This is a genomic window from Enterococcus malodoratus ATCC 43197 (assembly GCF_000407185.1).
In the GTDB taxonomy this organism is placed as follows: Bacteria; Bacillota; Bacilli; order Lactobacillales; family Enterococcaceae; genus Enterococcus_A; species Enterococcus_A malodoratus.
The window spans coordinates 847,734-871,552 of sequence record NZ_KE136483.1; the positions used below are offsets into that span (position 1 = coordinate 847,734).

Below are 23,819 nucleotides of genomic sequence, written 5' to 3' on the forward strand. Positions count from 1 at the left end.
ATGTGTACTAGTATACATAGTACACCTGAGTTAGGCAATGACTTTTTTTCATTATCTGATATACTGAAGGGGAGCGTATGTTCGCTTTTTAAAATTAAAGAAATAGGAGTGATGAAGATGTATCGATGTCAATGGGCAGGAAATAATGAAAATATGCAAGAGTATCACGATACGGTGTGGGGTGTGCCAGAATATGATAGTCAGCGCCTTTTCCGAAAGCTGGTTTTGGATATGAATCAAGCCGGCTTAAGCTGGCAAACTATTTTGAATAAGATGGAAAATTTTGATCAAGCGTACGAACAATTTGAACTTGAAAAGGTTGCGAGTTTTGATGAGGCAAAGGTGGAAGCTTTGATGCAAGACGCCGGGATCATTCGGAATCGTCGGAAAATTGAAGCGGCGATCATCAACGCACAGAAAATTTTGGAAATGCAGTCTGAAGGATTGAGTTTTTCTGATTACTTGTGGGGCTTTACCGATCACCAAGTGATTGATAATAAAATTGATATCGCTTCGGAAATTCCTGCTAAGACCGAATTATCGGATAAAATCGCTAAAGACTTGAAAAAGCGCGGTTTCAAATTCGTAGGCAGTACAACGATTTATGCCTTCTTGCAAGCTGTTGGTATTGTGAATGATCATGAGACTGAATGTTTTCGTTATAAAGAACTAATACAAAAATAAGTATTTTCTTTTTTTCCGCTTTTTCCTTCCAGCAGCGTTATAGTTGTGTTGTAAGAAAAATGGGGTTTCAGTTCATCTTTTTACTTCAGTAGAATAATGGAGTGGGATTCATAAATTATTTCTTTAGAATGAAATGGGAGGCAATAGCAATGGCTTGTACAACGATTTTAGTAGGTAAGAAAGCGTCAATGGATGGATCAACGATGATGGCTCGGAATAATGATATGTTTGTGGCAGATACACCGCAAAAAATTCAGGTGATTCCACGCAATGAGCATCAAACTGGCAAGTATGTTTCCAACAAGAACGGTTTTACTTTCGATTATCCGGAAAAAGCTTATCGTTATCAAATGGTCCCTAATGTAAATGTTGAAAAAGAAGGAATTTTCGGCGGCAGCGGATTCAATGAAAAGAATGTCGGAATCAGCGCTACTGAGAGTGTCTATGCTAATGAACATGTTTTAGCTTACGATCCATTAGTGAAAAACGGGATTGCAGAGGACTCAATGGTCGTGGCTGTATTGCCTTATATTAACTCGGCGCGTCATGGGGTGGAATATTTGGGTGAGATCATTCGGAAATATGGTTCACCAGAAGGCAACGGAGTCGTTTTTAGTGATAAGGATGACGTTTGGTACATGGAGATCGTGACTGGTCATCATTGGGTTGCGCAACGAATTCCAGCGGACCATTATGCTGTTATTGCTAATCAAGTCGCTCAAGAAGAAATTGATTTTAATGACTCGGAAAACTTCATGTGGTCAGAGGGCATTCAAGAATTTGTCGAAAAACATCATTTGAATCCGGATCATGAAGGCTTCAATTTCCGTCATATTTTCGGAACGGACACAGAAAAGGATCGTTATTACAACACGCCGCGCGTTTGGTTTGGCCAACGCTATTTGAATCCTGAGAGTGATCAAAGTCCGGTTTCTTCAGATTTGCCATTTTTACGTAAAGCCAGCCGGAAAATCAGTCTAGAAGATGTGGTCTATATTTTAGGATCACATTATAATGAAACAGTCTACGATCCTTATGGTAAAGGAACAGAACGTGAAAGACATTTGTATCGTCCAATCGCATTAAATCGGACTCAGGATTCTCATATTATGCAAGTCCGTAATCATGTGCCGGAAGAACTTTCGACTATTATGTGGGTCTGCCTAGGAGTACCGGCTTTTAATCCACATCTGCCATTTTATGGGAATGCGACAGATTCTGATCCAAGTTTCAATGATACGTCATTGGATTGGAACTTGGAAGATGGGTACTGGATGTATCGTACGATCACCGCACTAGTAGAAGGGCATTATAGTGAGCTAATCGAATCGGATGTTGATTTTGTCAAGGATTGTCGTGAAAACCTGATCCGCTTAGTTAATGAAACGGACGAAAAGGCTAAGGCTTTGCAAGGCGATGCATTGACGGAATATTTGACCAAACGCAATCATGAAATCGTGGATGACATGAAAGCAAAAGCGTTGAAATATATTGGTCAATTGGTTAAAGACAGCATCGGATTGTCGAAATTGACTTACAAAATGGATATCAACTTATAATAAGACGAGCTTCCTATTTTCAAAGTAGGAGGCTTTTTTGTGCAAATATGTTGGTAAAGCTGGCCATGATTGATAGAATCATAGAACAGAAAGAGGGGGATTTGATGGCAAGAGCAGTCTTTTACGGAGCGATTAGTTTGGATGGGTATTTGGCAGATAAAGCGGATCGTTTGGATTGGTTGTATCAGCAAGAAGGAGGGGAACTTGTCCCTTATGACACATTTTATCAAACAATTGATTACACGATAATGGGGCGTCGGACATATGATGCCGTGAAACGGGATGCGGAGCTAGAAATCATTTATCCTGAGAAAGAGAATTTCATATTTAGTCATTCGGCGATCGAAGTCGATGAAAATATGCAGGTGGTCAATGGTGATCCAGTGGAATTTATTGAAAAGCTGCCTTCTGATAAAACCGTCTGGGTTGTTGGTGGTGGTGCATTGTTACGACCAGTTATAGAGGCAGGTCTGATCGATGAGTGGTGGATTCAAATTGTACCAATATTAATAGGTGAGGGCGTACCGCTATTTTTACCACAGACAAATCAACAGAAATTTCAATTGCTGGAAACAGAACAGTTTGGTCAATTTGCACAGATTCACTTGAAAAAATAAAAAAGCCAGTATCTGGCTTTTTTTAATACTCATTTTCATCAAGCTCGCTGGCCGCAGCTTCAAACTTTGCTTGACAGGGCAGGACTTTCTTCTCTTTTTCTGGAAAAGTCTGATCAAAGGCTTCTAGACCATCAGGATCTGGATACATACCTGGAGAAAAGATAATCTTTCCGCTAACGTTATCAAGTGCACCGGCTTTTAGCGGCAGCGCCATGATTCCCGTATAAAATTTTCCGTCTGGCATAGAGATATTGTACTTCTTTGTTCCAATGAAGCCATAGGTGTGGTAATGATAGGGAAAGCCGCCGATTACGATGGCATCATAGCCCAAGCGTTTTGCTTCAGTGATGGAGTATTCGATTAGTTGTCTCCCGTAGCCTTGACGATGATATTCTGGAGCGATACTTACAGGACCAAACGAAATCACCGGATATTCTGTCCCATCGGCAGCAACTATTTTCGCTTTACTATAGAAGATACTGCCAATAACTTTTCCATTCAGTTCAATCACAAATGTAAGTTCTGGTATGAAATCGGGATGTTTACGAAGTGTGTGTGCCAGATAGTGCTCCTCGGCTCCGGGTAAATATAAATTCCAAAAGGCATCTCGAGTGATTTCTTCAACGATGCGATGATCTTTTTCTTCTTCAAGTCTAATGTTGACAGTCAAATAATTTCCTCCAATCTAGTATCTTAATTAAGTATAGCAGGTAGATTTAGGGAAATGAAGTAAATAAAAAAACTGCAGACTGTCCAAAATGAATGGACATGCCTACAGTTTATCTTTTAAAACTATTTGGTTAATTTATTGAAGAATTCGATATATTTGTCAGTAATCAACTTGAAGAAGTCTACTGTGCCATCAGCGATGTGACCATCATTGTCGACTAAATTCATAATACCGCCAATATAAGCTTCAGGTTGTTGCAAAGTAGGAACGTCTAAGAATACTAGTGATTGACGTAAGATGTGGTTAGCACCGAATCCACCAGGACCACCAGGAGAGACAGTAACTACTAAACCAGGCTTGCCGCCCCAAACGCTGCTGCCCATTGGACGAGAGCCGACATCTAACGCATTTTTTAAGGCTGCTGGGATTGAACGGTTGTATTCAGGTGTAACAAAGTACAAACCGTCGACTTCGCTGATGTCTTTACGGAAACGTGTCCAAGCTTCAGGTACAGAACCTTCCACTTCAAGATCCTCATTATAAAATGGGAGATCATCAATTTTAATAAATTTTGCGTCAAATCCTTCAGGTAGTAATTCTGCAAATTGTTTAGCTACAATTTTGTTGTAAGAATCTTTACGCAGACTTCCTACTAAAATACCAATTGTTTTTGTCATCATAATTCCTCCGATTCAGTTATATTACTTTCGTTATCTTATGAATACATCTTACAAAAAATAAGTAAAAGGTGCAAAAGATATGCTTTGACAGAAAAATTGAGCTGTAAAGAAAAAACTCTTTACAGCTAACCAAAAGCGTGTTAGACTACATCTTGTGATTAATTATATGGAGGTGTAGTTATACAATGGCAGTTAAAATTCGCTTGAAACGTATGGGTTCTAAAAAGAAACCTTTCTACCGTATCGTTGTTGCTGATTCTCGTTCTCCTCGTGATGGACGTTTTATCGAAACTGTGGGTACTTACAATCCTTTGAAAAACCCAGCAGAAGTAGTATTAAAAGAAGAAGATGTTTTAAACTGGTTACAAAAAGGTGCACAACCTTCTGATACAGTTCGTAACATCCTTTCTAAAGAAGGCATCATGCAAAAACACCACGACGCTAAATTCGCTAAGAAATAAGGTGATCAATTATGCAAGATTTAACTAACCTTGTGTTGACGATTGTTACCCCTTTGGTGACAAAGCCTGATGAAGTGAAGTTAGAGATTGAGGAGTCTAAAGATTTCTTCGAGTACAACTTAACGGTTGCTCCTGAAGATATCGGCAGAATCATCGGAAAACAAGGCCGGGTAGCGAAAGCGATCCGCACGATCGTGTATAGTGTTCGGACAAATGGACCGAAAAAAGTTCGTCTTAACATCGTGGATGGTAAATAAAGTGAGAACACTCGAGTCGGTTTGATTCGAGTGTTTTTTCGTTAAAAATACGGTAAACTGAAGGTGGAGGTGTTCCATCATGAAAAAATATTTGTTGTTGTTTAGCGTGTTGTTTGTCCTTTCAGCCTGTAACTCTGGAAATAATGATTCAAAAGATAGCACTACGAAATCGACAGCGGCCGCAACTGAGAAAACCAGCACGTCAACGTCGAAAAAAAATAGCTCAACTAGTCGTTCAAGTACAAATTCGGATACTGCATCAAACTCTAAGACACAAACAAGTTCATCAAAAACAAATTCATCCCACGGCAATCATGCAATGTCGGCAATGGAGGAATTGCAAGCCAACTATCCAAACGATAAGTTTCCGGATCCGGCCACTATCAGTGGAGGAAAACAAATTGGGATCAAGGCTTCTGAAGAACAGGGAACATTGACGGTCAATTACTATGTGGTAAACGAAGATACACCGTTCAATGACCCAGCTTTAGATGGTCAAACTTCTGTTGCACAATTTCAACGGAAGTCTTTTGATTCAAAAGAAACCGCTCAGAATGAAGTTGGGCAAACCTATGACCCGAATGGGCAGCAGGTGGATCTAGGACATTCGATCACTGGCTATCGCAATGCCGGTGCGGGTTCAAGTTTCATCACATGGAAAGAAGGCAACTGGAGTCTGGCTGTGCGAGCAAACAATCTTGAGCAAGAAGATCCCGTTCCATTAGCGAAACAAACGGTTGAATACCTAGAAGGAGCGTTCTTGCCGGTCCCTCATGATGCTGGACAAATTTCTTTACGAGTAGCACCTGGGGATTATCAATCAAATAGTGTGGTTTGGCAGAACAATCAAACCGTTTATACAATTATGAATGCCGATTCAATGAGCAGTTTAAAAATGGCTGTTTCAATGGCAAAATAGCTTAAGCAGAAAGAGGAAAATACGTGACGAATTATTATAAAGTCGGAAAGATCGTTAATACCCACGGAATTCGCGGGGAAGTTCGTGTCATTTCAAGTACTGATTTCACTGAAGAACGTTATCGAGTTGGAGAGCAGCTTTTCTTATTTCGTGAGAATCAAGAGACGCTGCCTTTGACGATCGCAAGTTACCGCAGACATAAAAATTTTGATTTGTTGAGCTTTGAAGGTTATCCGAATATTAATCAGGTTGAGCCTTTTCGCGATGGCATCCTGAAGATTTCGGAAAAACAAATGGGTGAATTAGATGAGCACGAGTATTATTACCATGAGATCATCGGTTTGACAGTTGTTGATGAAGACGATAAAGAAATAGGGAAAATCACCGAGATTTTATCTCCGGGAGCTAATGATGTCTGGGTCGTGAAACGCAAAGGTCAAAAGGATGCGTTGATTCCTTACATCGAATCTGTCGTTAAGGATATCGATTTAACAGAAGGTATCGTTCATGTTGAAATTCCGGAAGGGTTGTTGGACGATGCGAATTGATGTATTGACGCTTTTTCCTAGAATGATCGAGGAGCCCTTAGGTGAATCGATTATCGGAAAAGCCGTTGAGAAGGATTTACTGGAAATCAATCTCCATGATTTTCGCCAATACTCTGATAATAAGCATAAACAAGTGGATGATTATCCTTATGGCGGTGGGGCAGGGATGCTGCTGAAAGTTCAGCCGATCTACGATAATCTGAAGGCCATCGAAGCAGAAACCAATGATCAAAAAAAACGCGTAATCCTGCTTGATCCAGCGGGGAAACCTTTCAATCAAAAGATGGCGGAAGAATTCTCGCAAGAAGAACAGCTAGTCTTCATCTGCGGACATTACGAGGGCTACGATGAACGAATTCGTTCATTAGTGACGGATGAAGTATCCCTAGGTGATTATGTCTTGACTGGCGGAGAACTTGGCGCGATGGTCATGATTGATGCGACGGTTCGTCTATTGCCAGATGTATTAGGAAACCAAACATCAGCTAAAACCGATTCCCATTCTACGGGATTGTTGGAACATCCGCAGTACACAAGACCCGCAGAATTTGAGGGGATGGGTGTACCGGAGGTTTTGATGAACGGCAATCACCGTTTGATCGAAGAATGGCAATTGAAGGAATCTTTACGACGGACATATTTACGTCGACCGGATATGCTGGAAAAATTGGATCTGACACCAGAAATGGAAAAATTTCTAGCGGAGATCAAACAAGAAGAAAAATAAACTGTAGGAGGTCCTTAACTGGGGCTTCCTTTTTTTTGTGGCTTCAACAAGGTAGTGTTTTTACTAAGAAAAGGAGTATGTTACGCTACGTAACCTGGCTGCTACAAAGTGTTTCTTCCCTAGATCATGGAATTAATTGTATGATGGAATCAGAAAACGAGACGGAGGAAAGAAGATGCTTAGTGGAGAAAAAATTCGAAAATTGAGAGCCGAACAAAATTTATCGCAAAAAGCACTGGCTGAGAAATTAGCGGTATCGCGACAGGCCATCGCAAAATGGGAAACCAATCGTGGTATTCCAGATATTGAAAATTTAAAAAGCCTCGCACAGCTTTTTAACGTGAGCATTGATTATTTAGTTAGCGAGGAAGAACCCGCTGCGAATCATGTGATGAAGCAACCAATTGATTTAGAAAACTATCCAATGCCAAAGGGAAATGCCTTACGAGAAGATCAGGTAGTTTTAGAAAATTATCCGAATGCTCAATCTATTCGTGAATTATATCGCCAAAAGAAGCTGACGAAGAAGGAAAAAGTTGTCGATTTCTTGTTGCTTCCGGGAATACATGAAGTAGAAGATCATTGGCGCGATGCGACTAAATACTATTTAGTGAAAGAAAGCGGCAGCAGTTACTTGGTGAATGTTACAAAAACGGAACTCCTTACGCGCAAGTTAGACATGGATGTTAGTGAGGAGTCATTTGATTTGGCCGCTGATAAATTTATCAAGACTCGCCGCAAGTTAAAATAAGCCGTTTCTGACAAGAATTTTATCTTTACAGATAGTTCTTCCTCTGTTAGAATATTCAGGTGAGTGTAAAGCTCATCTATTATACGATATTCCGCTGGGACAGCCGTCCTAAGAATGTTTGGAATAAGGAGAATGATAAAAATGAATCCATTGATTCAAGAACTAACTCAAGAACAATTACGTACTGACATCCCAGCATTCCGCCCTGGGGACACTGTTCGCGTTCACGCGAAAGTTGTCGAAGGAACTCGCGAACGTATTCAGTTATTCGAAGGCGTTGTAATCAAACGTCGTGGAGCTGGTATCAGCGAAACTTACACTGTACGTAAAATCTCTAATGGTGTTGGTGTGGAACGTACTTATCCACTACACACTCCACGTGTTGCGAAAATCGAAGTAGTCCGTTACGGTAAAGTGCGTCGTGCAAAACTTTACTACCTACGTGCATTACACGGAAAAGCAGCTCGTATCAAAGAAATCAGAAGATAAACACGGAAAACTTCCTTGGAAATCTGAAATCTGTGAAAAGTCCTTGTATATCAAGGGCTTTTTCTTTTTTCTCTATCACAGTTTTAAGCCATTTTTGGCTGTTTTGGTTCATTTTTCACCCATATTCCCCTAAATTGTCCTAGATTGTCCGACATTGACTATCAGTGTCGTCAAAATAGGGCAAAATTTAGTAGTCAGCTTGACGACAAATATAATACGAAAAATACCAAAACATTTACCGAATTTAGCAACTTTTGAACCCAAGTTTCTCAAAGGGTCAGCTACTAGCAAAAAAGACAAAACATGTACTTTTCTACTAAAAAGTTGATGTGATAGGCTTCTATCTAAATAATTATTAGGAGTTTTTATCGTGAAGCAAAATGATGGACGTATCATTTGGAAAAATCAAAGTGATTTAAAACTGATTTTAACAATTAATGAATTCATCGAAAAACATGGAATTAAATCTAGTCGTCAATACCAGAAGAAACTATCAGAAAATCCAAATTCGGCACCAAGTATGTGGTTTATTAATAAAAAATATGGATCATGGGAGAATTTGTTGATTAGTATAGGACGAGAAAATACTGGTTATGGGAAATGGGCTAGAATGTCAGAACAAGAATTATTGGAAATAGTAGAATCCTTTATTAAGTGTGAGAAGATAATCTCCCAACGAATGTACGAACAAAAATCGGTAGGGAAGGATATCCCTTCACTTAGTACTGTTAAAAAGAGACTAGGAGATATACGTCCACTTTTTAAAGAAAAAAATGATAGTCCTCGATTTACTGATTTCGAACTGATGTTAGAATTAAAAAATGAAATAATCCGATTAAAACTACAGGATGATTTATCAATGACGAAATTTCGGAAACTCGTTCAATCACCGAGGCTGCCGTCAGTTGATACAATAATGAAAAGAACAAATAAAAATTGGGAGGAATTAATGGCAGAGATAGGGTTTGATTATCGAAGAATCAAAATCTATAAACAGAGAAACAACTTATCTAAAACAAAGAAAACTAAATAGTAGCACTCTAAATCAGACGTTCAAAACTAAAAATTTGAACGTCTTTTTTATTACCCAAAAACGAAAGGAGATTTATTTTATGAAAAAGCCAAGATTTAAGAATTGGCGCTTGTTTGCGGCGTTAGCTTTATTAGGTCAAACACTTGGGGGATCAATTAGTCCAATGATTGCTTTTGCCGAGAAAATCACCCATCCACAAACGGTGACGGTTGAACTGGATTTAGCACATCAATATGCTGTTGAAGGCACTTTTAGTGACGGCCGTCCTATGTCAGAAGTCACCGTTCCGCACTATGCTGTCTACAATGGTGTGAAACAAGATATTTTCTGTATTGAGCCAGGGGTGCCGATTTACAATGAGTACACTCCTGGATATGAGAAGAATCCATTACCATCTATGCCGGAAAAAGCAAAACTAGTTTCTGTATTGTGGAAGAATGCCGGCACGGATGTGGATACCCATATTGTGGCTCAGAAGATGATCTGGCAAGAAGTCAATGGCTACACGCTTCACTCCATCAAACGTTCCGATGGCAGTGCCGTAAATATCGCCGCCATTGAAGCAAAAATTAATCAAGCAATCGCCGACTATCAGAAGAAACCAAGCTTCCATAACTCCACGGTGAAAACTGTGTTAGGTCAATCGGCAACTGTGACCGATACGAATGGCTTGAATTTATCGGAGTTTGATGAGGTTGTCGAAAATACCGCCAACATTGATTATCGGGTGAATGGCAATCAATTAGTGATTACCCCAAATGCCAATTCAAAAGAGAGCGGTGTGTTAACGCTAAAGAAATCCGCCGGTACCGGAACGCCTGTGGCTTACAAAAAAGCGGGCCAACAGACCTTGATGGCGGGGGCGATTGATAAGCCCAATACCTACACAATCAAAATTGATGTGGAAACAGAAGGTTCTTTAAAAATCAAGAAAGTTGATAAGGAATCTGGCGACGTGGTACCGGGAACGGTTTTCCATTTGAATTTTGGAAAAGCTTTACCGGAAAAAGATGTCACAACGGATAAAGACGGAGTAGCGACATTGGATGGGATTCCCCATGGCACGAAAGTAACCATTACTGAAAAATCGGTACCGGCTCTTTATACGATTGATCCCACTCCCATGACCGCAATGATTAAAGCTGGTGAGACCATTTCTGTGACTTCAAAAAATACTCGGGTAAAAGGACAAATTATTCTGGATAAAACAGGAGCTGAATCAGGCGCAAATCTTTGGAATGGAAATTATTCCTTAGCTGGAAACACCTTTTCCATTCGTAAAGATAGCCCAACTGGTGAAATCGTTAAAGAAATCACGACTGACGAAAAAGGTCATGCAGAAACACCAAAAGAGATCGCCAATGCGTTGGAATTAGGAACGTATTATGTGACCGAAACCAAAGCGAGTAATGGCTTCGTGAATACCTTTAAACCCGTGAAAGTCGAGTTGAAATACGCCAACCAAACCGTGGCACTGGTTACTAGAAATGTAAAAGGTCAAAACCAAGAAATCACTGGCGAAACCACTTTGACAAAAGAAGACAAAGAGACTGGTGAGACAACACAAGGAAAAGCCGAATTTACTGGTGCGGAATACACCTTGTTTGCTGCTGAGGATGAAAAAGCTGTCAAATGGGATGATGCTTTTAAGCCAGAATTAGTGAAGGGGACTAAAGCTTCTGATGAAACGGTGACTTTAGCTTTAGACGAAAAGAATCAAGTGGCCGTGAAGCATTTAGCCATCAATGAGTATTACTGGCAAGAAACCAAAGCACCAGAAGGCTATACCTTGGATGAAACAAAATATCCTGTTTCCATCAAAAAAGTTGATGATGACGAAAAAAATGCTGTAATTACTCAGGATGTTACAGCGAAAGAACAAGTAATTCGTTTCGGGTTTGATTTCTTCAAATTTGCCGGATCGGCGACGGGAACTGCCGAAACTGGGTTCAATGACTTAACTTTTAAAGTGACGCCGTTAGAAGGAACCAATGAAATTACCGGTGCTAAAGATGAGGCCACCACAGCTCCCAATGAACAACTGGGGTTCGATGGTTATGGAAAATTTGAAAATCTGCCTTATGGGGATTATTTGCTAGAGGAAGTAGAAGCACCAGAAGGATTCCAAAAGATTACACCACTAGAAATTCGTTCTACTTTCAAGGAAAACAAAGAAGACTATGCTAAGAGCGAATATGTCTTTACCATTACCGAAAAAGGACAAAAGCAGCCGATTAAAACAGTGAAAGTACCTTATGAGAAGCTAACCAATACGAAATTCTCTGTTAGTCTGAATCGCTTGATGCTCTATGATTTGCCAGCGGAAGAAGACAGCTTAACTTCCCTTGCGACTTGGAAAGACGGAAACAAAGAATTAACTAGCATGGAATCTACTGAATTACTCGATAAATTGAGTTATAACTTGCATGAAATCAAAGACGACTGGTATGTGGTAGCTCAAGCAATTGATGTGGAAGCCACAAAAGTTACCCAAGAAAAAGATGAACAAGCGAAACCAGTCGTGATTGCGGAAACAACCGCAACAATGGCGAACAAAGAGGAAACGGGAACCTGGGAAATTCTGCATGAATTAACGGCTGAACAAGTCTTAGATAAAACGATTGTCTTGTTCAATTATGTGTATGAAAACAAGGAAGCCTATGAAGCAGGCGATGAACCAATCGCAAAAGATGCTAGCTTGAACAATCAAGCGCAAACTGTCAAGAGTGAGATTGAACGGCATGTTTCTATTCAAACAAAAGCCCATCTAGAGGACGGTTCTCAGACGTTCACTCATGGTGATGTGGTAGATATGTTTGATGATGTTTCCATTACCCATGAGGTACTGGATGGCTCAAAAGAAGCTTTCGAAACTATTCTCTATGCGTTATTACCAGATGGTACGAACAAAGAAATTTGGAAATCTGGCAAGATTGAGTATGAAGTCAACGACAAAGAATTCACCAAAACCGTGCTTGCAGAAAAAGTCGATACCAGCAACTATCCAGAAGGAACTAAATTTACTTTTGCGGAAATCAATTATGATAAAGATGGAACCATCAATGGAAAACACAATGAAGATTTGAAAGAAAAATCCCAAACTTTAACGCCAAAAGAAGCTCCGACAACATCTAGTACACCAGAACAGCCAGAAACACCAACTGTTTCAAGTGACACTCCGGAATCTAGTCCCACAGTGAAGACGTTCCCTCAAACGGGTGAAGAGCATTCCAACGTGCTACTATTCATTGGCTTTACCTTGATCTTTGCGACGGCTGGGTATTATTTCTGGAATCGCCGGAACTAAGGTGATGAGATGAAACAAGTAAATCCTAAGAACCAACGTGCGCGACCGCCTCCTAAAAAAGTAGTCGCGCTATTTTTGTATCCAAAACTAACAATGAAAAGAGGAAAAGAAGATGGAATTGAAATTTGTTGTGCCAGATATGGCCGAAACCTTTGGAAAGATAAGCTATGCCGGCGAAGGCGAAGTTTTAACAGAAGGATATGGGCGGAATACTACAGTAATTGGTCGTGGTTATCATTTGTATTCCAGTAAACAACGGGCAGATGATATTGAAGTGGTGGTAGCTGCGGAAGCTGGTGAAAAGGATTTTGATCAAGACCAACCACTAAAAGCCGTGAATCCTCACTTAGTTGCCAAAGGGTATGAGATTGAGAACCGTGGTTTTACGGATTATGTGTTGTATGTCGATGATTTAGTGAAAGCATAGGAGGAAAAAAGATGAGATTAACAGAAGGTATTGTCGTAGATTCAGGATTAACGTTTGGCAAGTTGCGTTTTTCCGCATTACGCCGGGAAGTACGGAAACAAAATGAAGATGGAACGGTTAGTAACGAGGTGAAAGAACGGACCTATAATTTGAAATCCTCAGCACAAGGCCGAATGATTCAAGTTAGTATCCCGGCCAATGTGCCCTTGCGCGAGTTTGCCTATGATGCCGAAGTCGAATTGGTCAATCCGATTGTGGATACCGTCGCCAATTATGTTTTCCGAGAAGGAACTACCGTCAATTGGTTCATCAAAGCGGATGATTTGGTGCTAAAACGCCCGCAAAATCAAGGAAATCCTAACAATCAAAATGAAGGGAAGAAATAGGTGAGAACGATGGAAATAAATGTTGAGCATATTTTAGATTGTCTCGATCAATATGGTAAAGGAGAACTGACTAGTAAACAAGTTAATGAAGCTCTGACAGTGGATGAAAAAATGTTTCTCATCATGCATCAAGGTATATTGGTGGAAGATACCGATAGCGAAGAAGACTTTGATGTACTGGATTGGTTAGGAGAAGAAGAGTCATTCTTTATGATTGTGGAAGTAAATGAAAGCCTATGTTGGGAAGCTGAATCCGTCTTGGAAGACCTTGGCGTTGAGATGCCGGATGCCATTGAAAACTTTTTAAAGCAACTAGTAGAAACCAAGCAACTTCCTGTTGTGGCAAAAGATTAGGGATGATCATTGAATTTGGCCCAATAAATCACATTGGGCCTTCTTTCGATTGGAGGTGAAAAGAGACGTGCAATACAAAGGACATCGCATACGAGCAGGAGATCAGTACTTGGTTTATCACTTTGTTCTTGGCTGGCTAATCACTGTATTCATTGGTTGGATGGTCATCTTTTATTTTCAAGAGCTTAGGTGGCTAGATTTTTCTAGTCTATCCCTTTCCACAGCTGAAATTGCTTGGTCTATGAAGGGCTTAGTCCGTCTACTGGGAAGTCTAGCACTTTCAGGAAGCATGTTCTTGCTTTACATTCACTTTTTTCACGATCATTGGCGGAGTTTGTGGCACAGGCAGAAGCTAGCCCGAATGATTCTAGAAAACCATTGGTATGAAGTAAAACAGACTCAAAGCGAGGGCTTTTTCAAAGACCTCAATAATAATCGAACCAAAGAGACCATCAGCTATTTCCCCAAAATTTATTATCGGATGAAGGGTGGGTTACTTTCCATTCGTGTTCAAATTTCACTTGGTAAATATCAAGATCAGCTCTTGAAGTTGGAAAAGAAATTGGAAAGCGGGCTGTACTGTGAACTAGTGGAAAAGGAACTCAAAGATTCTTATGTGGAATATACCTTGCTTTATGATATGATTGCCAATCGGATTGGGATTGAGGAGGTGGTGGCAGAAAATGGTACTTTACGATTGATGAAAAATCAAGTGTGGGCCTATGATTCCTTGCCGCATATGTTAATCGCTGGCGGCACTGGTGGAGGCAAGACCTATTTCTTACTCACGATTATTCAGGCGCTACTAAAATCTGATGCCGAACTATTTGTCCTTGATCCAAAGAATGCGGACCTGGCAGATTTGGCAACAGTGATGCCCCACGTGTATTCTCAAAAGGAGGAGATTTCGGTGTGTGTGGAGGATTTCTATGAACGCATGATGGCTCGTAGTAAGGCGATGAAAGAAATGCCAAACTACAAAACAGGAGAGAATTATGCCTATCTTGGTCTTCCGCCCAACTTTTTAATCTTTGACGAATATGTCGCATATATGGAAATGTTAACGACGAAAGAAAGTGCAGTAATTTTGAACAAGCTCAAACAAATTGTGATGTTAGGTCGTCAGTCTGGTTTCTTTTTGATTCTGGCGTGTCAAAGACCGGATGCGAAATATTTAGGAGATGGGATTCGCGATCAGTTTAATTTTCGTGTGGCTTTAGGTCGCATGAGCGAGCTTGGGTATTCCATGATGTTTGGTGAGGTTGAAAAAAATTTCTTTATGAAACGAATCAAAGGGCGAGGGTATGTGGATACAGGTGGGAGTGTGATTAGTGAGTTTTACACGCCATTAGTTCCAAAAGGGTATAACTTTCTAGAGAGTATCCAGAAGATTATTCAACAAAATCTACTTTCGAAAAGTAAAGGGAAGTGAATTTTTTACGAGTTATTTGTAAAGTAAAAGGGCCTTAAGCTAAAAAATGACACCAGTATCGTTCACAATAGAGATTCGTTTTTTTGTGAATGTTCACAAAAAGTGCTATACTGAGGATGAAGGGGTGGTGAATATCATGAGAAGCGATAAGAATACAATTATGAATGTCAAAAATTGGTTAGATAAGAACGATTATTCACAAGCGTGGTTAGCCGATCAAATGGGAGTGGCTAAATCCTTAATTAGTCAAATTTTCAACGGTACTCGAAAACTTCAAACTACTCATATTATTAAAATTTCAGAAATCACAGGTCTTTCTATTGCTGAACTGGCTAGTTCAGACCAAAAGACTTGTACTCAACTGGTTTATTCGTTAAGAGGGAAAATATCTAATGAAAATGGGCAACGCGCCTTGGATCAATTGTTATTAGATTCAGAGCATTTTGTCCAGTTATTAGCAAAGTAGGTGTTTTGAATAGATGGATGCGCAATTGAAGGATTTATCTGAAACTATAGCAGAAGCTTATGCAGTAAAGTTTTTAGCGGATAACGTTGGTGGAGAGATTTTTTTAGGTGGGGATATTGAGCAAATATTGGCAGATCGCGCCTATCTTGTATATCAAAGTGTTGACGATCCTAGTTATTTTGGAGCAGCTCTTCATTTAAATGGAAGGCATATTATCGCAATTAACACAAATCAACCCCTTAGAGTCCGTTATTATAGTGCGGCCCATGAGTTATGGCACTTGCAGTTTGAATCGGGTGAAATTGCAATAGGCGAAAAGCAAATTGATCAAGAACGAGCTGCGGATCATTTTGCAGCAGTCGTAATGTTGCCTAGTAATCTATTGAAAAATATTAAGAATAATTTTAAAAAAGATGATGAACGCTTAGTTTTTAAAATTGCCGATCTTTCTTCTATGCCTTATCAAGCGGTTACTAGAAGGCTGGTTGAGTTGGGGTATAAATTATCTTCAGACTTAAAATCACGAGAAGAAGCTGAATGGATTCAGGTAAGAGAACGGATTGATTTGGTTCCTAGTGTTTTAGATAAAGCAGATAGCTTTGTACAATTTCATGCTTTTTTACAAGAAGTAGATGAGAAAGTTAATAAACAAGAGCTTACTTTAGAAACAGCGGCGAATTTGGTTAAACATGTTGACGCAAAGAAAGCAGAACAATATTGGAAAAAACGACAAGAAATTGTCGATAATTGGGACCCTGATGACTAATCGAACAAATAAAGTTTTCATCGATTCAAATATGCTAATGTTCGCCGCAGAATTTCAGAAAGCAGATGTTTTTGAATGGATGGATCAGTTATATGGCGAAATTTATATTCATCAAGAAGTTTTGAATGAACTCATTTTGCCTAGTATAAAAAGCAAAATTGAAACTTTTCTATCAACAGGTCGATGGAAATTATTTGAACCAAGAATAATTCTTTCGGAATTAGAATTTGATATTTATCAAGAGCGATTATCAGATGTAAAAGATGCTTTTAGTCAAATGCGCTTAACTGCTATTGAAGCAGGTGAACGAGTTAAATCAACAACAGATTTAGGTGAAATTGCAACTCTAGCTGCTTGTATGATGATTAGTGCGCAAATCATTTGTAGCAATGATTTTGACATTCGCAAAATTGTCGAACAAGAAGATTATTGTGTTTCTACGGATGAAGCAGACTTGCCAATCATACAAGATTCAGCAGAAGATTTTTGTTTCTATTGTTATAAAAATGAAATTGCTAGTCGGAAGGATGTTCGGAAATTTTTCGGTCATATTTTTCGAGAGACACCTGGTGTACGAAAGCAAAAAATGGAGCAGTTAGATAAGCGATTGCAGTAATTTTTTCAATCGCTAAAAAAGAATAGAACAGTTCAAAGCCAAGAGCAAAATGTTCTTGGCTTTTTTCTATGGAATGAATGAGGTGAGTTATGAATTTTCTAGATTTATTTGCCGGTATTGGTGGCTTTCGCTTAGGCATGGAACAAGCAGGCCATCAGTGTATCGGCTTTTGTGAGATTGATGAATTTGCCCGGCGGAGTTATAAGGCAATCCATGATACAAGGAAGGAGGTGGAAATGCATGACATTACAAGTGTATCAGACGAGTTTGTTCGATTACTCGGACCAGTTGACATCCTTTGCGGCGGCTTTCCGTGCCAAGCTTTTTCAATTGCGGGAAAGCGGCAAGGATTTTCCGATACTCGAGGTACTCTCTTCTTTGAAATCGCTCGGTTCGCCGCTCTTCTCCGACCTAAGCTTTTATTCCTTGAGAACGTCCGGGGATTGCTCAATCACAAAGGAGGGGCTACGTTCGAGACGATCCTCCGAACGTTGGATGGATTGGGGTATGATGTGGAATGGCAAGTGCTTAACTCAAAGGCCTACGTTCCCCAAAGCCGCGAGCGGGTCTTCCTTATCGGACATTCTCGAGACGCATGTACCGAACAAGTATTTCCTATCATTGGATCGTCTACAACATCTGATCAAAACATCCGAAACTTGGTAAATATCAATCCATCCAATCGCGGAATGGGTGGACAAGTTTATGGTTCAGATGGTGTTGCCCCAACCTTAACAGGCGATGAAGGAAGCAAAATTGCGTTACCAGCAAATGAAGGCATATCGGTGGCGGGGATGTTGCCGGGAAATTTTGAACAAGGCAATCGCGTTTATGAAGTAACTGGAACAGCCCCCACCTTATCAACGAAACAAGGTGGAACGAAGATTATGATTCGAAAAAATAAAACAGAATACCAAGAGGTGAAGCCAGGGGACAGTGTAAACCTGGCTTTTCCTAATTCCACAAGTCGCCGAGGTCGTCTGGGGAAACAAAGTGTTCATACTTTATTAACAGGAGATCAACAAGCAATCGTCACGGATCAGTATCAAATTCGGAAACTTACGCCAAGAGAGTGCTGGCGGCTTCAGGGCTTTCCGGATTGGGTCTTTGACCGTGCATCTCGAGTCAACTCAGATAGTCAATTGTATAAACAGGCCGGAAACTCTGTGACAGTTCCGGTCATTTTTGATATTGCCAGAAGACTAAAGGAGGTGGTGAAGCATGATTTATGATGAGTTGATTGGGGAAATCTACTGGGTGATTGGTAAGATTCAGTCAGATTCAGAACTAGAAGAAGAATTACGCCGGCTCAATTTTGATATTTGCAAAAATGGGGTGAAAGTCCCTGGTGATTCATATGTAATGGACGAGGAAACCGATGCTCGAATTGAGCTGAATCAAGTCATCAGTGAATTGGAACGGATTGCGGATCTTGCAAAAGAACCGAATATCCGTCAAGACTTGTTTGAGATAAAGGCAGAGTTGGAAATTGGGGGCATTGCCGAGGAGTAACCGCCAAATAAACCACTGATAGGCGCTGACCGCGGGGGATTTGCGAAGCAGAAATCCTCCGTGGTGCTGTGCCTGTTCATGGTCGGCGCTAGCCGGCCATGATGTCTCACCCCCCGTATCTAACAGGGGGGTACAAAAACACAAAAAACAAGCAAGCAACGATTAATAATAGTTATTGTAGCAAGGATATTAAGCAACTTGTATAAGTGTTAACTCATTTAAAAAAGTTAACATCTTGAATTTGGAGGTGAGAACTTGGCACAACGGAATTTAGATTATCGGTTACTAAAAGACCGACGCAACGAATATGGCGTTTCACAAAATAAATTGGCTACCGCCTGTGGACTTAGTCGCCCGTACTTAAACCAGATAGAAAACGGTGGCGTAACTGCATCTACAAAAATCATGAGGAAAATTTTTGACCAATTGGAAAGCTTCAATCCTGATTTGCCTTTGACGTTACTATTTGATTATGTAAGGATTCGGTTTCCCACAACGGACGTGCGAAAGATTATCCAAGAGATTCTCCATTTAAAGTTTGACTATATGCTCCATGAAGATTACGCCTTTTACTCTTATCAAGAACAATACGTCATGGGCGATATTGTGGTGATGTTGTCTCATGAAGAAGATAAGGGTGTTCTTTTGGAATTAAAAGGGCGAGGTTGCCGGCAGTTTGAAACTTTTTTACTTGCTCAAAAGCGTAGCTGGTACGACTTTTTCGAGGATTGTTTGAAAGCCGGTGGCGTGATGAAACGGCTGGACTTAGCAATCAATGACCGGGTTGGACTATTGGATATTCCGGAACTAACGAAAAAATGTCAGCAGGAGGAATGTATTTCCTTGTTCCGTACCTTTAAAAGCTATCGTTCCGGGGAGCTTTTGAAACCTGATGAAAAGGATGGCATGGGTAATACCTTATATATCGGTAGCCTCAAAAGCGAGGTTTATTTTTGTTTGTACGAAAAAGATTATGAGCAATATATCAAGCTTGGAATTCCTTTAGACCAGACGGAAACGAAGAACCGCTTTGAGATTCGGTTGAAAAATGATCGTGCTTATTATGCGATTCAAGATTTGCTAAAAGGCCGAAGCATTGAGAGTACCACGTTTTCCATTATCAACCGGTATTTGCGATTTGCGGATAAGGTGGAAGGAAAACGGCGAACCAACTGGCCCTTGAATGAACAATGGGGTCGCTTTATTGGACGGAATCGCAAGGAAATCCAATTAACCTCTGAGCCGAAACCTTATACTATCGAACGAACCTTGAATTGGCTTGGACGACAAGTCGCTCCTACGTGGAAGATGGCCAAGGAGTTGGATCGTTTGAATCAGACAACCTATATTGAGAATATGGTACAAAATGCACGCTTATCAGACCGGCATAAAAAGATTTTGGAGCAACAAAGTATGGCAGTCGAAAACTTGATTATATGAAAAGAGGAATTGTGATGGGAATTGTAAAAGATATTTTATTGATATTTGGTGGCAGTCTGCTTGGTGTTACTGTGATGTGCTTGATGAATGCAAGTGCAGCGGCGGACCGAGCGATGGAAAAGAAAGGAAAGTGACGAGATGAATTTCGGACAAAATTTATATCAATGGTTTTTAACCAATGCCCAATCTTTAGTCTTACTGGCAATTGTGGTCATTGGTTTATTTTTAGGATTTAAACGAGAGTTTTCTAAACTGATTGGCTTTTTGGTGATTGCCTTGATTGCGGTAGGGTTGGTCTTTAATGCTTCTGGCGTGAAAGATGTCTTACTCAATTTGTTTAACCGAATTGTCGGTGCCTAAGGAGGAATCACGATGGAACAGATGCGTGTTTATATTGCGAACCTTGGGAAATATAATGAGGGGGAGTTGGTGGGGGCCTGGTTTACCCCGCCTGTTGATTTTGATGAGGTGAAAGAACGGATTGGATTAAATGACGAATATGAAGAGTATACGATTCATGATTATGAACTACCTTTTGAGATTGATAAGTATTCTCCAATTGAAGAAATTAATCGGCTTTGTGGCTTGGCAGAAGAATTGGAAGATACACCAATTGGCGAGGTTGCTTCTGAGATTCAACACGCTTTCTTCAATTCTTTCGAGGAAATGGTAGAGCATGTGGATGATATTATATATTATCCGGACTGCGATGATATGAGTGATGTAGCATATTACTTGATTGTGGAAGCTGGTGATTTTGGTGAAGTACCAGAACACTTGAAGACGTATATTGATTTTGATGCGTGTGGTCGAGACTTGGAGATTGGTGGGAATTATTTGGTTACTAGTCGTGGGGTTTTTGAATTCTTAGGTTAATTAATATTTTCCTTATCTTGTAGAAAAATAAGAATTGAAGGATAATGTAGTCATGACTTTCTACAAGGGGGACAGGTTAGTGATAGAGAAGGTACGGATTGAGAATTTTAAGTGTATAAAGGGAACTTTTGAGTTAGATTTAAAGCAAGGAATTAATATTCTTGTTGGTAATAATGAAGCAGGAAAATCTACAATATTAGAAGCGATTCATATGGCCTTGTGTGGTGTCTTTAGGGGAAAGACAATTAAGGGAAACTTATCACAATACTTATTTAATTATGAAGTTGTAAATGAGTATCTGAATAATATTAATCAAGGAATAATAAATGAGGCTCCTTATATACTCATAGAACTTTACTTATCAGAAGGCGCATTTCCTATATTAGAGGGAGATAGATTTAGTGATAAAAGTAGGTTAGGTAGAACAAATGGAATTGCTTTAAAAATCGCCTTTGATGAAAAATATAATGAAGAGTATGAATCATTGCTAAAAAGCTCCGAATTAGTGAGTTTACCAATAGAATACTATGATGTCGAATGGTATGCTTTTTCAAGAAAACCTCTAACTTCCAGAAGCATTCCAATAAAATCGTCCTTCATTGATGTTGGTTCTAGTAAATTCCAAAATGGTTCAGATGTCTATATATCGAGAATTGTACAAAATACTTTGGAAATGGATGAAAAAACAAAAGTGGCTCAAGCTTTCCGAAAGGCAAAGGAATTTTTCTCCAAAGATTCCGCTATTGCTAATATCAATACGAAAATAACAGGAATTTCAAAGTTAAGTAAAAAGGAAATTGAGTTGACTGTTGATTTGGGATCACGTTCTACTTGGGATGGAAGTCTTATTACACAATTAAATAAGATTCCCTTTGATTATATTGGGAAAGGTGAACAAGCTGTTATAAAAACAGAACTAGCCTTATCAAATAAGAAATCTGAAGCATCATCTGTTATTTTGATTGAAGAACCAGAATGTCATATAAGCCATGCTCGACTAAATCAGTTGCTTGAAAGTATAAAATCAAATTATGGTGATAAGCAAATTATTATATCTACACATAGTAGTTTCGTGGCTAATAAGCTTGGTTTAAACAATCTAATATTGTTGAATCAGCAGAAGACTGTACGATTTAATCATCTAAAATCAAAAGATTTTTTTGAGAAAGTTGCGGGATATGATACTTTACGACTAATACTCTGTGATAAGGCTATTTTGGTAGAAGGCGATTCTGATGAGTTGGTGATACAAAGAGCATATATGGATACACATAATGGACGATTACCAATTGAAGATAATGTTGATGTGATATCAGTTGGAACTTCATTCTTACGATTTTTAGAGATTGCTGAAAACCTAAAAACTACGGTTCGGGTTGTAACTGATAACGATGGAAATGTAGCCGCGTTAGAAAGAAAATACCAGGATTATATTGATTCAAATAAAAAAGAAAATATAGAAATTTGTTATGACGAAAATGTTACAACGGGAACTTTGACGATTGGTACAAAAAATCCTAAACTATTTAACTACAATACGTTGGAACCGCTTTTACTGAAGGATAATACGCTAGAATTATTTAATCAGATATTTGAAACAGATTACTCTGAAGAGGACCTTCACAAATATATGAAAACACATAAAACAGAATGCGCGTTGAAAATTTTCAACTATCCTTCAAATATTAAGTACCCAGAATATATTATGAGGGCAGTACAATGAAAAACCAACTATTGATTGCCGCTGCAGGTGCAGGAAAGACAACTTATTTTGTAAAAGAAGCACTAGCTTGTCCGAATGAAGTTCTTATCACCACTTTTACGGAAGAAAATGAAAAAGAAATTCGTAAAAAATTTATGAAATTAAATAATGGAATTATTCCTGCTAATGTTACTATTCAAACTTGGTTCTCTTTTTTGATTGAGCATGGGGCAAAACCATATCAAGGTAAAATGACTGACAAAAAAATTACGGGCCTCCTTCTTGTTAACCAAAAGTCAGGATTAATGTATAGAGGAAAGTTTCCACGGTACTATCCCGAAGATGATGTAGATAATCATTATTTTACAAAAGATTATCAAATATATTCAGATAAGCTGTCAAAATTTGTGGTTAAATGCAATGAAAAAAGTAATGGATATGTAGTTGAACGGATTTCATCGTTATATTCAACTATTTTTATTGATGAAGTACAGGATATGGCGGGATACGACTTAGAGTTTATTAAATTACTTCTTGGCTCAAATTCTCTTGTAAAAATGGCTGGTGATCCGAGGCAAGTAACTTATCACACTCATTTTTCTTCTAAGTATAAAAAATATAAAGATGGTAAAATTCAAGACTTTATTTCAACAGAATGTAAAACAATAGATTGTTCCATTGATACTGATACTCTTAAGGGGAGTTGGCGTAACAATCAAAATATATGTGAGTTTGCCAATAAATTGTTTCCTAATTACCCACAATGTGAGTCGCTTCATGTGGAAACAACTGAGCATGACGGTGTTTTTTTTGTAAAAGAAAAGGATATGGATGAATATCTTGAAACGTATAAACCGTTGCAACTACGCTATGACAGAAGAACTAAAGGTATCCATTCTGGTTACGATATTAAAAACTTTGGCGAATCAAAAGGTGCTACCTTTGATAGAGTCGTGATTTATCCAACTAAAAAGATGTTGGATTGGGTATTATCAGATAAACCAATAAGCTCTTTTGAAATAAAGTGTAAGTTTTATGTAGCAATCACTAGGGCAAAATTTAGTGTTGCAATTGTATGTAAAGATAGTCTTGATACAGATGTGTTACCTATGTATAAACAATAGTTAAATTACTTAGAGA

29 protein-coding genes are annotated in these 23,819 nt (G+C 39.2%); 27 read left to right on the forward strand and 2 right to left on the reverse strand.

What is annotated here, in order from left to right:
* Positions 1 to 117 precede the first annotated feature (117 nt).
* The 3 genes from I585_RS19500 to I585_RS19510 all read left to right on the forward strand — a co-directional run bounded on the left by I585_RS19500 (position 118) and on the right by I585_RS19510 (position 2,860).
* Positions 118 to 684, forward strand: coding sequence for a DNA-3-methyladenine glycosylase I (locus tag I585_RS19500; protein WP_010740302.1), 567 nt, complete (start codon positions 118 to 120; stop codon positions 682 to 684).
* Positions 685 to 833: 149 nt separating this feature from the next.
* The gene (locus I585_RS19505; protein WP_010740301.1) at positions 834 to 2,243 is read left to right on the forward strand and encodes a C69 family dipeptidase; all 1,410 of its coding nucleotides are present in this window, start codon (positions 834 to 836) and stop codon (positions 2,241 to 2,243) included.
* 104 nt (positions 2,244 to 2,347) lie between these two features.
* Complete coding sequence (locus tag I585_RS19510; protein WP_010740300.1) at positions 2,348 to 2,860, forward strand: dihydrofolate reductase family protein; 513 nt, start codon at positions 2,348 to 2,350, stop codon at positions 2,858 to 2,860.
* Positions 2,861 to 2,882: 22 nt separating this feature from the next.
* Here I585_RS19510 and I585_RS19515 read toward each other — a convergent pair whose 3' ends face one another.
* Together I585_RS19515 and I585_RS19520 are read right to left on the reverse strand one after the other, a co-directional pair.
* The gene (locus I585_RS19515; RefSeq protein ID WP_010740299.1) at positions 2,883 to 3,530 is read right to left on the reverse strand and encodes a GNAT family N-acetyltransferase; all 648 of its coding nucleotides are present in this window, start codon (positions 3,528 to 3,530) and stop codon (positions 2,883 to 2,885) included.
* A gap of 122 nt (positions 3,531 to 3,652) precedes the next feature.
* Positions 3,653 to 4,207 carry an NADPH-dependent FMN reductase gene (locus I585_RS19520; protein ID WP_010740298.1) on the reverse strand — a complete coding sequence of 185 codons (555 nt, stop codon included), beginning with the start codon at positions 4,205 to 4,207 and terminating at the stop codon, positions 3,653 to 3,655.
* 188 nt (positions 4,208 to 4,395) lie between these two features.
* Here I585_RS19520 and rpsP point away from each other — a divergent pair, with 188 nt between their 5' ends.
* From rpsP to I585_RS19635, 24 genes are all read left to right on the forward strand, one after another.
* On the forward strand, positions 4,396 to 4,671 hold the full coding sequence (gene rpsP, locus I585_RS19525; RefSeq protein ID WP_010740297.1) for a 30S ribosomal protein S16: 276 nt from the start codon (positions 4,396 to 4,398) through the stop codon (positions 4,669 to 4,671).
* Between the two features lie 11 nt (positions 4,672 to 4,682).
* Complete coding sequence (locus I585_RS19530) at positions 4,683 to 4,928, forward strand: KH domain-containing protein (RefSeq protein WP_010740296.1); 246 nt, start codon at positions 4,683 to 4,685, stop codon at positions 4,926 to 4,928.
* 79 nt (positions 4,929 to 5,007) lie between these two features.
* Positions 5,008 to 5,847: a lipoprotein gene (locus I585_RS19535; RefSeq protein WP_010740295.1), complete on the forward strand. Its 840-nt coding sequence runs from the start codon at positions 5,008 to 5,010 to the stop codon at positions 5,845 to 5,847.
* Between the two features lie 23 nt (positions 5,848 to 5,870).
* Positions 5,871 to 6,395, forward strand: a complete 525-nt coding sequence (gene rimM / locus I585_RS19540; protein WP_010740294.1) for a ribosome maturation factor RimM — start codon at positions 5,871 to 5,873, stop codon at positions 6,393 to 6,395.
* A complete protein-coding gene (gene trmD / locus I585_RS19545; RefSeq protein ID WP_034709440.1) occupies positions 6,385 to 7,122 on the forward strand; it encodes a tRNA (guanosine(37)-N1)-methyltransferase TrmD in 738 nt (245 codons plus the stop codon). Before rimM ends, trmD begins: the two co-directional genes overlap by 11 nt.
* Positions 7,123 to 7,297: 175 nt before the next feature.
* Positions 7,298 to 7,873: a helix-turn-helix domain-containing protein gene (locus tag I585_RS19550; RefSeq protein WP_010740292.1), complete on the forward strand. Its 576-nt coding sequence runs from the start codon at positions 7,298 to 7,300 to the stop codon at positions 7,871 to 7,873.
* A 141-nt stretch (positions 7,874 to 8,014) separates the two neighbouring features.
* Positions 8,015 to 8,362, forward strand: coding sequence for a 50S ribosomal protein L19 (rplS, locus tag I585_RS19555; RefSeq protein ID WP_010740291.1), 348 nt, complete (start codon positions 8,015 to 8,017; stop codon positions 8,360 to 8,362).
* A 370-nt stretch (positions 8,363 to 8,732) separates the two neighbouring features.
* Positions 8,733 to 9,395 carry a hypothetical protein gene (locus I585_RS19560; protein ID WP_010740290.1) on the forward strand — a complete coding sequence of 221 codons (663 nt, stop codon included), beginning with the start codon at positions 8,733 to 8,735 and terminating at the stop codon, positions 9,393 to 9,395.
* Between the two features lie 79 nt (positions 9,396 to 9,474).
* On the forward strand, positions 9,475 to 12,702 hold the full coding sequence (fss3, locus tag I585_RS19565) for a fibrinogen-binding MSCRAMM adhesin Fss3 (protein WP_010740289.1): 3,228 nt from the start codon (positions 9,475 to 9,477) through the stop codon (positions 12,700 to 12,702).
* Between the two features lie 112 nt (positions 12,703 to 12,814).
* On the forward strand, positions 12,815 to 13,129 hold the full coding sequence (locus tag I585_RS19570; protein ID WP_010710319.1) for a YdcP family protein: 315 nt from the start codon (positions 12,815 to 12,817) through the stop codon (positions 13,127 to 13,129).
* A gap of 11 nt (positions 13,130 to 13,140) precedes the next feature.
* Positions 13,141 to 13,515, forward strand: a complete 375-nt coding sequence (locus tag I585_RS19575; RefSeq protein ID WP_010740288.1) for a YdcP family protein — start codon at positions 13,141 to 13,143, stop codon at positions 13,513 to 13,515.
* 9 nt (positions 13,516 to 13,524) lie between these two features.
* The gene (locus I585_RS19580; RefSeq protein ID WP_010740287.1) at positions 13,525 to 13,869 is read left to right on the forward strand and encodes a type II toxin-antitoxin system RelB/DinJ family antitoxin; all 345 of its coding nucleotides are present in this window, start codon (positions 13,525 to 13,527) and stop codon (positions 13,867 to 13,869) included.
* Between the two features lie 67 nt (positions 13,870 to 13,936).
* Positions 13,937 to 15,301, forward strand: coding sequence for an FtsK/SpoIIIE domain-containing protein (locus tag I585_RS19585; RefSeq protein ID WP_010740286.1), 1,365 nt, complete (start codon positions 13,937 to 13,939; stop codon positions 15,299 to 15,301).
* A gap of 136 nt (positions 15,302 to 15,437) precedes the next feature.
* Positions 15,438 to 15,767 carry a helix-turn-helix domain-containing protein gene (locus I585_RS19590; protein ID WP_051104514.1) on the forward strand — a complete coding sequence of 110 codons (330 nt, stop codon included), beginning with the start codon at positions 15,438 to 15,440 and terminating at the stop codon, positions 15,765 to 15,767.
* Between the two features lie 13 nt (positions 15,768 to 15,780).
* Positions 15,781 to 16,533 (forward strand): ImmA/IrrE family metallo-endopeptidase, encoded by a 753-nt coding sequence (locus tag I585_RS19595; RefSeq protein WP_010740284.1) that lies wholly within the window; start codon positions 15,781 to 15,783, stop codon positions 16,531 to 16,533.
* Positions 16,526 to 17,149, forward strand: a complete 624-nt coding sequence (locus I585_RS19600) for a PIN domain-containing protein (protein ID WP_010740283.1) — start codon at positions 16,526 to 16,528, stop codon at positions 17,147 to 17,149. The genes I585_RS19595 and I585_RS19600 overlap by 8 nt, the downstream gene beginning before the upstream one ends.
* A gap of 89 nt (positions 17,150 to 17,238) precedes the next feature.
* Positions 17,239 to 18,381, forward strand: coding sequence for a DNA cytosine methyltransferase (locus I585_RS19605; RefSeq protein ID WP_010740282.1), 1,143 nt, complete (start codon positions 17,239 to 17,241; stop codon positions 18,379 to 18,381).
* Positions 18,371 to 18,661, forward strand: coding sequence for a hypothetical protein (locus I585_RS19610; protein WP_010740281.1), 291 nt, complete (start codon positions 18,371 to 18,373; stop codon positions 18,659 to 18,661). The genes I585_RS19605 and I585_RS19610 overlap by 11 nt, the downstream gene beginning before the upstream one ends.
* Positions 18,662 to 18,916: 255 nt before the next feature.
* Positions 18,917 to 20,101: a MobT family relaxase gene (gene mobT, locus I585_RS19615; protein WP_010740280.1), complete on the forward strand. Its 1,185-nt coding sequence runs from the start codon at positions 18,917 to 18,919 to the stop codon at positions 20,099 to 20,101.
* On the forward strand, positions 20,098 to 20,235 hold the full coding sequence (locus I585_RS23025; RefSeq protein WP_096867270.1) for a DUF3789 domain-containing protein: 138 nt from the start codon (positions 20,098 to 20,100) through the stop codon (positions 20,233 to 20,235). Before mobT ends, I585_RS23025 begins: the two co-directional genes overlap by 4 nt.
* Positions 20,236 to 20,239: 4 nt before the next feature.
* Complete coding sequence (locus tag I585_RS19620) at positions 20,240 to 20,461, forward strand: hypothetical protein (RefSeq protein WP_002298822.1); 222 nt, start codon at positions 20,240 to 20,242, stop codon at positions 20,459 to 20,461.
* 12 nt (positions 20,462 to 20,473) lie between these two features.
* A complete protein-coding gene (locus I585_RS19625) occupies positions 20,474 to 20,977 on the forward strand; it encodes an antirestriction protein ArdA (protein ID WP_010740278.1) in 504 nt (167 codons plus the stop codon).
* 79 nt (positions 20,978 to 21,056) lie between these two features.
* Complete coding sequence (locus I585_RS19630; RefSeq protein ID WP_172463174.1) at positions 21,057 to 22,700, forward strand: ATP-dependent nuclease; 1,644 nt, start codon at positions 21,057 to 21,059, stop codon at positions 22,698 to 22,700.
* Positions 22,697 to 23,803 (forward strand): UvrD-helicase domain-containing protein, encoded by a 1,107-nt coding sequence (locus tag I585_RS19635; protein WP_010740276.1) that lies wholly within the window; start codon positions 22,697 to 22,699, stop codon positions 23,801 to 23,803. Before I585_RS19630 ends, I585_RS19635 begins: the two co-directional genes overlap by 4 nt.
* The last annotated feature ends 16 nt before the right edge of the window (positions 23,804 to 23,819 follow it).